We start from the raw sequence: 10,794 nt of genomic DNA on the forward strand, positions 1-10,794 counted from the left end.
AGCCGTGACCACCGACCACGCCACCCCGACCCCCACCGCGCAGGCGGTGCGCAGCGCGTCCGTCGAGAAGGCCTTCGCCGTCTGCGAGGTCGCCGCGCCGATGGTCACCGCCGCGGTGATGCCGCTGCTGCAGGCACAGGCCATGGCGACCATGGACACGTTCCTCGCCGTGCCCATCGTGGTCGCCGGGGCGAACCACCTGGGGCTGATCGCCGATCAGACCCTGGACGCGGTGCCGGGCGGCGACATCGTGCGCGCGCACCGGCGCCCGCTGCTCGTCTCGGCGGTGGCCACGGCGACGGCGGCCGCGACCGCGACGGTCAGCGGCCTGCCCGGTATCGACGCCCTGGCCGCCGGGTGGATGCAGATGCCGTCCGTCGCCGGCTTCGTGTCCGTGGCCTGGTGGAGCAGCGTCGCGTTCGTCGGCTTCTCCCTGCGCCGGGTCCTGACGAGCGGCCGCACCCGGCGCAAGGCCGCACCGGCGCGGCAGCCGGCGGAGCAGACGCCGGACCAGATCCCGCCCGGGGCCCGGAAGGTCCTGGAGCTGTGGCACGCCCACATCTCCGGCGAGTACGGCACCCACCCCGGCGAGCACCTGGCCCTCACCGCCCACGGCCCCCAGGCGTGGGAAGGCGTCGTCGAAGCCGCCCCCGGCCGGCCGGTCAACGTCTCCCCCGACGCCGTCTCCGGCGTCTATCGCATCCCCGCGGCCTGGGTGCGTATCAAGGAGGGCCCTCACACCAGCTCCCGCACCATCCACGTCGACCTGGTCGCCCCGCCCGCCGACCAGGCGCAGCACAGTGAGCTGGAGACGCTGTGGATGCAGCGCGTCGCCCGCAGGGGCGGGTGCGTGCCCGGCACGCACCTGGAGGGCCTGGTCGACGACCCGGCCACCGGCGGCGTCGCCGCGTGGGTCGTCGCCGACGAGGACACCGACACCGTCACCGTCCCCGACGCCCACCAGCTCGCCGGCGCCCTGCGCACCACGCCGCTGCTCGTGAGTTTCGAGCCGACCGCGGACCCGCGCCGGGCCAAGGTCCGCAAGATGCTGCGCTCGCCGCTGGAGGAGGGCGTCGCCCTGCCCGGCCCGGAGGCGCTGCGTGTGAACGCCAACGGCTTCGTGCGGTTGGGTACCGGCATCAGCGGCCGCCCGTCCAGGGTCCAGCTGTTCGACCCGAAGGGCGGCGCCCGGCACGTCCTGGTCGCTGGCGTCACCGGCTCCGGCAAGGGCGGCGTCCTGCAGCTCGTCTGCCTCTCCTACCACGTCAACAAGGTGGCGATCATCTACGCCGACCCCAAGGGCTCCAGCAACCCGGACGTGGAGGACATGGCGTCGTTCGCGGGCTGCGGCCGCGAGGGCGCCATGGGCGCCCTGCGCCTGGCGTACGCGATCCTGCGGCACCGCATCAAGCAGTCCCAGGAGCTGCGGATGAAGAACTTCGCCGCCAGCGACGAGATGCCGTTCATCGCGCTCGTGCTGGACGAGTTCGCGCAGCTCCTCGGTGAGAACAGCCCCCACCTGGCGGAGGCCGCGATGATCGTCGCCGCCATCGCCGAGCAGGGCCGCTCCCTGGGCATGGCCGCCGTGCTGTGCGGACAGATCCTCAACCTCGACAAGATGGGCTCCGACACCAGCATCCGCGACAACATCTTCTACGGCGGCGCCCTCATCCTGCTGAGGTCCGACGGGGCGCAGAAGAACCGCGTCGACCTGCCCGACAGCTTCGACGGCGCCGACCCGTCGAAGATCCCCGCCTACTGGCAGGGCGGCGACGACTCGCTCATCTACGACCCGACCGTCCCCGAGGACGACCCGCGCAGGACCTTCGGCGTCGGCTACGTCGTCGGCCCCGACGAGCGCGCCGAGATGATGCGCGCTTGGATCCTCGAATCCGCCGCCGGCCTCTTCGACCCCGCGAACATCGCCATCCCCCACGACTTCCCCGGCTGGGACGACCGCGACCTGATCGCCGCCACCCCCATCGACCCCGCCGCACGCCCCGCCGCCGACGGCGGGACCAGCTGGGAACCCGGCCCCGCCCCGGCCGTCCTCACCAAGGAGCCCACCGCCAAGGAGAAGATTCTCCGCGCCCTCGACGAGCAGCGCGACCCCCTGAACGAGGAGATCGGCTACCTCAGCCTCGACGCGATCACCACGATCACCGGCGTCACCCGCAAGACCGTCGAGAACACCTGCTCCAAGCTCGCCGGCACCAAGACGCTGGTACGCCGCGGCGCCGGCGAATACGGCCTGCCGCTCCACAACAACCCCGACCGCGACAGCGTGCCGGAGTTCGCCGACAGCCTCTGACCCCGGCTGATCCGTCCGCCCGCCCGGCCGAACGCCGGCCGGGCGGGCGGACCGCTTCCCGGACAACGACCAGCCACCCGCCCCGACCACCCGTCAACCGAAAGGACCCGCACCATGTCCACGCACCTGATCGTCGGCACCACCGGCTCCGGCAAGACCCACCACCTCCAGCAGCTGATCACCCAGGCCGCCACCGACCCGGCCACCACCACCTGGGCCATCACCCCCCGCGGCGAGCTGACCGGCGCCGATTGTCACGTCGGCTTCCAGGACGCCGGGCAGCTCCTTGGCCAGGTCCTCGACCTCGCCCACCGGCGCACCGCCGCCGCCCGGCAGAAGAAGAGGACGGCACACACCCCGACCCCCGAGCAGCCGCGCGTCCTGCTGCTGATCGACCGGGCCGACCACCTCCTGCGCCAGCAGCCCGACCGGGCCGCCCAGCTCCAGGAGATCGTCACCATCGGTCGCTCACTCGCCATCGAGACCGTCGTCGCCACCAGCACCCTGTACCTGGACGTGTGGCCGCACACCCTCCGCACCCGGCTCCTCGCCGGTGGCCTCACCGTCCACGGCACCCCCGCACACCCGGCACCGCCCGAGCTGCGCGAGCGCATCGACGACGGCACCGCGACCGTCCTGCCGCACGCGGCCCGCTCGCTCGTCTGACCGGCCCGCCGGTCTCGCCCCCGGCCCGCACCCGCCCGCCCCGCCGCACGCCGCGGCCGGGCGGGCGGGCCGCTTTCCGGGGACGGGGCCGGCCGACCGGCCGACACCGCAATTCGCCTGGAGGACGTCGTGCACACCACCGTCACCGTCACCGCCAACCCGGCCAGCCCCGAGGAGATCGGCGCCGCCGCGGTCACCGCCATCACCGAGGCCATCAAGGACGCCGCCCGCCACCGCCCCCCGGTCGACCGCCAGGCCCCCTGGCGGATCACCGGCACCCCCTACAGCGCCGCCCGCCTCACCGTCGGCGACCTCACCGCCCGCATCGCGGACATGCCCGGGCACCTGATGGTCGTCTCCGGCATCCCGCAGTCGAACCGCCGCGCCGCCTGGCCGGTGCGCTCCACCACCTGGGACGGCGCCCTGGTCCTGCACACCACCGCGCCCGACCCCGACCCGAACGCCCTGGCCCTCGACCTCCACCTGCCCGCGCCCGCCGCCGACGGCGAAGCGCCGGGTTCGCAGCCCTCCGTGCCCCGCCGTACGGCCCTGGCCGGAGTGCTGACGGTCGGCGACCTCGCCGCCGTCCTGGCCGACCTGCCCGACCACGCCCCCGTGATGGCCGTCGTCGACGGCTGGGCCGGCACCGACGAGCTCGTCCTGGACCACGCCGCCGACTACGGCGACTGCCTGCTGCTGGACACCGGCTACCCCACCTGCGCGCCCTTCGGCCCCAACGACGAGGGCTGACCGGCTCCGCCCCGCCCGACAACAAACCACTATCGCCTCGGAAGGCACCACCGTGAAGTTGCGCCTGCCCGTCTCCGCCCTCGCCGACGCCGTCTCCTACACCGCCAAGGCCCTCCCGTCCCGCGCGCCGGTCCCGGTCATGCTCGGCATGCTCCTGGCCACCGGCGACGGCGGCCTGCGCCTGTCGGCCGCCGACGGCGAGGTCTACACGTCCGCGACCGTCTCCGCGGAGGTCGCCGACGACGGCACTGCGCTGGTGCCCGGCCGGCTCCTGACCGACATCTGCTCCCGCCTGCCCAAGACCACCGACGTGGACCTGGAACTGGTCGACGGCGGCGCCCGCCTGGCCGTCGGCTGCGGCGCGGCCCGCTTCACCCTCCCGGTGCTCCCCGTCGACGAGTACCCGGCCACCGTCGCCCTGCCGGACCCGGTCGCCACCGTCCAGGCCGACGGCCTCGCCGAGGCGGTCGCCCAGGTCGCCGTCGCCGCCTCCACCGACACCGCCCTCCCGGCGTTGACCGGCATCAAGCTGCGCCTGGATGGCGAGCTGCTCCACCTGGACGCCACCGACCGCTACCGCATGGCCCACAAGGAACTCAGGGTCCGTCCGACCGGCACGATGCCGGCCCCGGCGAAGCGCGGCGGGAAGAAGGACAGCGAGGAGGTGGCGGCGCTGGTGCCCGCCAAGAACCTCGCCGAGGCCGCCAAGGCCCTGGAGGGCGAGCACACCCTGACCCTGCACTGGTCGGACGGGCTGCTGGGCCTGTCCATCCCGGGCGGGCGCACCTACATGACCCGCCTGCTCGACGGCTACGAGTTCCCGAAGATGGGCGGCTTCTTCGACGGCGAGTGGCCGATGGCCATCGCCGTCCCGGTCGCCGAGGCCGTCGCCGCCATCCAGCGCGTTGCCCTCGTCGCCACCCGCAACACCCCCGTGCGCCTGGTCGTCGAGCCCGGCGGCGAGCAGTTGCGCGTCGAGGCCGGCTCCGGCGACGACGCCCAGGCCAGCGACCGGATCCCCGCCCACACCACCGGCCGGGCGGACGGCGCCGCCGACGGTCTGGCCCTCGCCTTCAACCCGCAGTTCCTGATCGACGGTCTGAAAGCGCTCGGCACCAGCGAGGCCGAGCTGCACGTGCGCCACCCGCACAAGCCCGCGTACCTGGCCGGCCGCCTCGGCGACGGCAACGACGCCACCTACCAGTACCTGGTCATGCCGGTCCGCCTCTCCGGCTGACCCCGGCCCGTCCGCTGCCGGTCCGCCTCACGGCCTGACCACCCTGCCGCCGAGCCGCGCATCGAGACGGTGCTGGTCGTCGACCGGGACGGGCGCCGCACCAGCCGCCCCGACGACCAGAACTGACCAGCACCCTCCTGGGGCGGCGGCCTACCCGGCCTGCTCGCCTCCGGGCACTGACGCTGCCCACCACCGCGCCCGCCGTCCCGGCCAACCAGGCCGGGACGGCGGGCGCGGTGGCGCGCGGCGCGGCCGCCCGGCCGACACCACCACCAGATCGGAGAACGGTGTTGAGCACGACGACCTGGGACGACCATCTCGCCGCCACGCCCTTCGAGGTCGAGGTCACCACCTACGGCACCCTCCACCAGGACCCGCCGCCCGGCGACGCCCTCACCGTCGACCTGACCACCGCCCTGCGTAATCCGCCCGAGGACCCCGCCGTGCGCGAGCAGATGATCCAGTCCACCGGCCTCGACCAGCACGTCTTCGACTACGTCCTCGCCACCCCCGGCGCCCGCGAGATCGTGGAGCGCACCGTGAGCCGGGCCCTGGCCCAGCACACTGCGCTGCCCGGAGAGACGGTCCGCATCCATGTCTATTGCCGCGGCGGCAGGCACCGCAGTGTGGCCGTCGGCCGCGAGACCGGCCGACTGCTCCAGGACCTCGGCGCGAGCGTGATCCTGACCCACCGGCACGTCGGCCGCGACGTCGTCGAACCCCCGCTCCACGGCACCGCCGACCTCACCGACCCGGCGGAAATGGCCCACATGCTCAACGAGCTGCGCTACCGCATCAACCGGTCCGGCTCCCTGATGAGCACCGGCTACGTCGCCGAAGCCATCGGCCACACCCGCGTCTGCTGGCACGACCCCCGAACCCGCCCCTCCCCCGGCGAGCAGGACGACTGACCACCCCACCCCCGCCGGGTGCTGACGCTGCCCACCAACACGCCCCGCTTCCCCGGCCAGCCAGGCCGCGGGGCGGCGGGGCCTGGTGGCGAGCGGCGCCGGCCGTCCGGCCGACCCCGAACACCACGGAGGTACCCGCCATGACCACCACCCGCAGCGCCCGCTTCGCCGCCGCCTACGCCCTGCTCCGCGTCGGGGCGGACATCGGTGACCACCTCGTGCAGAGCGATCACTGCGCTCGCACCAAGGGCGCCACCGACGCCGCCCCCGTAAAGGACAGCGACGGCAACGTCCACGGCACCGCCGCCGGCCGCCGGGCCTGCGCCCTGCACTGCCTGACCTACTCGGCCACCCAGGCCGCGGCCCTTCTGCTCGGCGCCCGCGCGCTCGGCCTGCGCCTGCGCCCCGTCCAGCTGGCCGCCGCCCTCGCCATCAGCGGGCTGACGCACTACGCCATCGATCGCCGGGTCCCCGGAGGCCTTCTCGAGAAGTTCGCCGACACCACGGGCAAGGGCAACTTCTACCGGCTCGCCGACCACGGCATGAACGGCGCGTACTGCATGGACGGCGCCGTCCACCACGGCTTCGAGACCATCGCCGCCGCCGTTCTCGCCCGCTGACCGCCACCCCGGGGCCGCCCACCAGCCCCACACCGGAAAGGCGTCTCCACCCGGCGGTCAGCCGCTCCGGGCGCTGACGCTGCACACCGGCCCCGCGCCCCGCACACCAGGCCCGGCCGTGCGGGGCGCTGTGGTGCGCGGAGCCGGCCGACAGGGTCGCCGTCCTCGCCGTCTCCGCCGCAGCGCTCCTGTCCGCCGCCGTCTGACCACCCACTAACCCACCCCACCCCGCCCCGGAGTCAACCGCCGTGACCACCAACCTCGCCACCCCCCAAGCCCGCACCCTCGACCCCGTCGAACCCGGCGACGTCGTCGTCATGATCGGCCCCAGCGGCTCGGGCAAGTCCACCGCACTGCTCACCGTGCCGCCGCACCAGATCGTCAGCCTCGACCAGCTGCGCGCCGTCGTCTCCGAGCCCGGCGACCAGGCCGCGACGGCCGACGCCCTCCTCCTCCAGCACCAGATCCTGAACGTGCGGCTGCGCCGGGGCCTGACGACGTACATCGACAACGTCAGTTGCGAGGCCCATCACCGGCTCCAGCTGGTCGACCTCGCTCACGCCCACGGGCGCCGCGCCGTCGCGGTCCTCACCGACGCCCCGCTCGACCTGTGCCTCGCACGGAACTCGCGCAGGCCCGACCACCAGCGGGTGCCGGACGATGTCCTGCGCTACCAGCACCGCATGGCCCGCTCCGCCCGCGCCCTCCTCCTCCACGAAGGCTTCGACGAGATCCGCCACCACCGCACCGGGCACTGACGCTGCCCACCACCGCGCCCCGCCTCCGGTGCCATCCAGGCCCGGCGGGCGGGGCGCCGTGGTGCGCGGCGCGGCCGCCCGGCCCACCCCGCCGCTTCCCTCGGAGGTACCTGATGACCGAGCAGACGACCCGCGCCCGCCTGCTGAGCACCGCCCTCGACACCGCCGACAGCACCGCCACCGTCACCGCCGCGGCCGCCACCGGCCTCATCACCTACCGCACCCTGACCACCCACCGGCCCGAGACCCGCATCACCCTCGCCCTCGCCGCCGGTACCCTCGCCGCCCTCTTCACCGACCAGATCGCCTACCGCGCCCTCGCCCCGCTGCGCCGGCGCAGCGGCGCGGTTCGCGAGGCCGTTCCGGCACCGACGCCCGAGCAGCTGGCCGCTGACCTGGTGGCCGACGCCGCGCAGCGCGCCGCCTCGGGCGCGGCCCGCCTCGACTACGGCCTCGGCTCGCTCACGAAGCCCGGAGTCTGGACCGGGCGGCCGGACGGCACCGCGACGTGCGAGATCACCACCACCGTCCACCTGCTCTCCGTCCCGCGCCCCACCGACCGCGACGGCTACAGCTCCCGCACCTACCTGCTCGTCCAGGACGACCGGCCGCCCATGCCGGTCCACAGCATCAGCGAGCTGGTCGCGCTCCTGGACAGCCCCACGGTGGACGCGGCGCAGCCCGCCGACGGCGAGGACCAGGACGACGACCCGTGGGCCACCATCGGCCAGGACCTCGCCATCGCCGAGCTCCGCTCCACCGAGGCCGCCGACGGCGAGGACCAGGCCGACGAGGACGACGGCCGCGACCAGGAGGCCGAGGCGCACGCCGCCGGTCTCCTGTAGCCGCCGGCGCCGTCCCCGGTCGGCCCTCCCCCACGGGCCGACCCATCGCTTCTCCTCCCCACCCCGCAGCCCAGACCAGGGAGACCACAGCCATGGCCCGCACCGCCACCCTCCGCACCCCGGCCGCCGACCAGAAGCCCGTCCTGATCGCCCTCCCGATCGTCTCCTCGGACCCGTACGCCGGACCCGCCGGCCGCCGCCACTACACCTGCACGCCCTGCGAGACCTCCTGGGCCGGCGGAGAACAGGACTGCTTCAACTGCGGCAGGCCGGCTACCGGCGAGCACCCCAACATCACCGCCGCCCTCCAGCTCCTCCTCCACCGCCCCACCGCCAGCCACGCCTGACCACCCGCCAGCACCCAGCGGACCAAGCCGACCCGTCGAAGGAGACACCATGACGATCACGCCAATCCCCCGCCACGGCCTCTACGCCACCGACCCGGACGAGCGGCTGCGCCCCGGCACCCCGGACCGGCCCTGGGAGCTGTGGCTCACCGGCCCCGACACCCTCCTGCCGATGCCCGACCTCGCCACCGCCCTGATGGCCGCCGCCGAGCACAACGCCCTGGCCGCCGACCTGGACGACGGCTCCCCCCGTGAGCCCGTCAGCCACGCCCTGGTCCTCCACCACGGCTACGCCTGGCGCCGCGAAGGTGTGGCCCGCCCGGGCGCCGGCATCGCGGTGCCGTCGCTGTGCTGGACCGCCAAGTGCAGCGTCTGCGGCGACCTGGTCGAAGACGAGTTCATCCCCCACCACGACTCCCCCGAGGCCGCTGTCGAGGACGCCGTCGGCAGCCGCGAATGGGGCGGGCTCTCCGACGGCCGGCTGGTCTGCGACCGCACCGACGACGCCCACGACGAAGCCCGCGCCCAGACGCGAACCGAGGACGCCCCCACCCCGGACGAGGACCAGCTCACCTTCCTGTAGGCCCAGCACCCGAGGAGGACCACCTTCTGGCCATGTGCCGGCCCGTCTCGGGTGAGGTCCGGCCGGCACCCGAGTGGTTCGGTGACGATGGCGCGGACACCGACGCCCTGGCCGAGGTTCTTCTGGACGACCAGGCCTGGCCGGCGTTCCGCATCCCGTTCGAAGGCGGTCACAGCACCGTCGTCGTGTACCGGAACCTCGTTGGTGACTTCGGGATCGACTACCTGCTGACCCGAGCAGGCTGGCCTCGGGCAGAGGAGCTGGCCAGCTTTGACGGCGACTGGTACGGGCCGGGCTTGTCCTGGCGTGACATCATGCACATCGCCGAGACGCCCGACCTGACCGCCGTCGGCGTGCATGACACCGCGGCCCGACTCCTGCTCCTGCTGCCGTTGCTCGCCGACGACGAGTTGCCGCCGGAGGCGCCAGCACGCGTGAACGCCGCGCTCACGGCGATCGGAGCACCCGACGACTGTGCCCAGGACACGGCTGACCATCTCCTTGGGAGCAGACGGCCTGGAGCGGGGCGCCGTGGTGGCGCCGACTCCCCGCTGAGCGGGGGCAGCCACCGGCACGCTGAGCCGGACTCGGACGAACCGACGGTGTTGTGGGCGACGGGGCTATCCAGGACGGCTCCAACGCCGTGATCACACCAGCCACTCCAAGATCACGGCATTGGCGTTATCGGGCCCGCGGGCCGGTCCACGGTCAGGACACGGAGGTCACCGCTCCAGCTCTCGCAGCGGACGCTTCCCGATGGGAAGTCCAGCTCAAGCGCCACGCGCCCTGTTGCGGGCTCCCACTCCTGCCGGACGCCGATCAGAACTTCGCCGAGGTGGGGCGCCAGCGGTGTCTCGTCACGTACGGGCAGGACGTCGATCCTGCCCCAGTCGCCCATGTCGACGCCGTCATCGGGCCGGGAGGAATCGACCATGAGGCACCAGTCGGTGCCGCTGGCGATGTTGGTGGACCTGCCCCGATCGTCGATCAGCCACATCTCGACTGGGGCATCCCCGCGGCGCCCGTCGTATGTGTGCCAGGACGCCAGTACCTCGACGAGCCGACTGCCGACCAAAGACGAGGGGTCGATGCCGGGTCCGTGCAGCGGGCAGGCGGGGTTCAAGAGCTCCACCAAGGGACCGTACCGCGACCGCCAGCGCCACCTCATCTGCTTAAACGGGACAGCCCTTCGCGACAGCCCTTCGCGAGGGAATAGTGCATGGTCGGAATAACCCCCTCCCGCCAGTATTGAACGAGCTTCCCGTGGACTGCCGGGTTGAGCCGCAGGACCTCGGCGGCGGCCGGGTCCGCTACCGGCTGCGGAGCACCCTCATCAAGGGGCAGAAGCTCGGCGGGACCCCGGAGGAGTGGGTCACCGTCGAGGAGGCGTACCGGGCGGCCGCTCTCGCCGCCGACCTCCTGGATCCGGCGCGAAACAGCCCCGTCCTGTTCCCCAAGCTCGCCTTCTACCGCTACTACCCGCTCCTGCGGGACTGGGTCAACGGCCCCGACGGCCGCCGGCTGGGTCTGGCCCCGATCCCCGAGGGGAGCGTCAACCTGCGGCGGCTGCGGCGCACCCTCGCCGTGGAGATGGCGAACCGGCCCGGTGGACTCCTGGCGGCGAAGATCGCGCTCAAGCACGTCAGCGTCGCCACCACCGAGGGCTATGCAAAGGCTCGGGAATTGCATCAGACGGGCGAGAAGTCGCAGGTCGCCAGCTCGCAGCGGCGGTCTGATGGACCCCAACGCTACTACGAGCTGGCCTC

General features: G+C 73.7%; 12 protein-coding genes and 1 pseudogene. 12 read left to right on the plus strand and 1 reads right to left on the minus strand.

Annotated elements, in window-relative coordinates:
• The first annotated feature begins 4 nt into the window (after positions 1–4).
• The 11 genes from ACZ5OX_RS35215 to ACZ5OX_RS35265 all read left to right on the plus strand — a co-directional run bounded on the left by ACZ5OX_RS35215 (position 5) and on the right by ACZ5OX_RS35265 (position 9,675).
• Positions 5–2,311, plus strand: a complete 2,307-nt coding sequence (locus ACZ5OX_RS35215; protein WP_465635874.1) for a hypothetical protein — start codon at positions 5–7, stop codon at positions 2,309–2,311.
• Between the two features lie 114 nt (positions 2,312–2,425).
• A complete protein-coding gene (locus tag ACZ5OX_RS35220) occupies positions 2,426–2,977 on the plus strand; it encodes an ATP-binding protein (protein WP_465635876.1) in 552 nt (183 codons plus the stop codon).
• 129 nt (positions 2,978–3,106) lie between these two features.
• Complete coding sequence (locus ACZ5OX_RS35225) at positions 3,107–3,727, plus strand: hypothetical protein (RefSeq protein ID WP_465635878.1); 621 nt, start codon at positions 3,107–3,109, stop codon at positions 3,725–3,727.
• A gap of 52 nt (positions 3,728–3,779) precedes the next feature.
• A complete protein-coding gene (gene dnaN / locus ACZ5OX_RS35230; protein ID WP_465635880.1) occupies positions 3,780–4,964 on the plus strand; it encodes a DNA polymerase III subunit beta in 1,185 nt (394 codons plus the stop codon).
• A gap of 290 nt (positions 4,965–5,254) precedes the next feature.
• Positions 5,255–5,875, plus strand: a complete 621-nt coding sequence (locus tag ACZ5OX_RS35235; RefSeq protein ID WP_465635882.1) for a RapZ C-terminal domain-containing protein — start codon at positions 5,255–5,257, stop codon at positions 5,873–5,875.
• A gap of 140 nt (positions 5,876–6,015) precedes the next feature.
• Complete coding sequence (locus ACZ5OX_RS35240; RefSeq protein ID WP_465635884.1) at positions 6,016–6,495, plus strand: hypothetical protein; 480 nt, start codon at positions 6,016–6,018, stop codon at positions 6,493–6,495.
• Positions 6,496–6,743: 248 nt separating this feature from the next.
• The gene (locus ACZ5OX_RS35245) at positions 6,744–7,253 is read left to right on the plus strand and encodes an AAA family ATPase (RefSeq protein ID WP_465635886.1); all 510 of its coding nucleotides are present in this window, start codon (positions 6,744–6,746) and stop codon (positions 7,251–7,253) included.
• A 113-nt stretch (positions 7,254–7,366) separates the two neighbouring features.
• Positions 7,367–8,098: a hypothetical protein gene (locus ACZ5OX_RS35250; protein ID WP_465635888.1), complete on the plus strand. Its 732-nt coding sequence runs from the start codon at positions 7,367–7,369 to the stop codon at positions 8,096–8,098.
• 92 nt (positions 8,099–8,190) lie between these two features.
• Positions 8,191–8,445 carry a hypothetical protein gene (locus ACZ5OX_RS35255; protein ID WP_465635890.1) on the plus strand — a complete coding sequence of 85 codons (255 nt, stop codon included), beginning with the start codon at positions 8,191–8,193 and terminating at the stop codon, positions 8,443–8,445.
• 49 nt (positions 8,446–8,494) lie between these two features.
• Positions 8,495–9,028 (plus strand): hypothetical protein, encoded by a 534-nt coding sequence (locus ACZ5OX_RS35260; RefSeq protein ID WP_465635892.1) that lies wholly within the window; start codon positions 8,495–8,497, stop codon positions 9,026–9,028.
• A gap of 32 nt (positions 9,029–9,060) precedes the next feature.
• Positions 9,061–9,675, plus strand: coding sequence for a hypothetical protein (locus tag ACZ5OX_RS35265; protein ID WP_465635894.1), 615 nt, complete (start codon positions 9,061–9,063; stop codon positions 9,673–9,675).
• A gap of 20 nt (positions 9,676–9,695) precedes the next feature.
• Here the strand turns inward: ACZ5OX_RS35265 and ACZ5OX_RS35270 are convergent, their stop codons facing one another.
• On the minus strand, positions 9,696–10,160 hold the full coding sequence (locus tag ACZ5OX_RS35270; RefSeq protein ID WP_465635896.1) for a hypothetical protein: 465 nt from the start codon (positions 10,158–10,160) through the stop codon (positions 9,696–9,698).
• A 131-nt stretch (positions 10,161–10,291) separates the two neighbouring features.
• Here ACZ5OX_RS35270 and ACZ5OX_RS35275 point away from each other — a divergent pair.
• Positions 10,292–10,794, plus strand: a pseudogene (locus ACZ5OX_RS35275) (hypothetical protein); the annotation flags it as partial.

The organism is Kitasatospora sp. NPDC032121 (genome assembly GCF_055580145.1).

What these genes read in the sequence shown, in the direction of transcription:
- ACZ5OX_RS35260 (WP_465635892.1), top strand. Translation starts at nt 8,495, where the DNA reads ATGACGATCACGCCAATCCCCCGCCACGGCCTCTACGCCACCGACCCG.
- ACZ5OX_RS35250 (WP_465635888.1), top strand. Translation starts at nt 7,367, where the DNA reads ATGACCGAGCAGACGACCCGCGCCCGCCTGCTGAGCACCGCCCTCGAC.
- ACZ5OX_RS35220 (WP_465635876.1), top strand. Translation starts at nt 2,426, where the DNA reads ATGTCCACGCACCTGATCGTCGGCACCACCGGCTCCGGCAAGACCCAC.
- ACZ5OX_RS35240 (WP_465635884.1), top strand. Translation starts at nt 6,016, where the DNA reads ATGACCACCACCCGCAGCGCCCGCTTCGCCGCCGCCTACGCCCTGCTC.
- ACZ5OX_RS35265 (WP_465635894.1), top strand. Translation starts at nt 9,061, where the DNA reads ATGTGCCGGCCCGTCTCGGGTGAGGTCCGGCCGGCACCCGAGTGGTTC.
- ACZ5OX_RS35255 (WP_465635890.1), top strand. Translation starts at nt 8,191, where the DNA reads ATGGCCCGCACCGCCACCCTCCGCACCCCGGCCGCCGACCAGAAGCCC.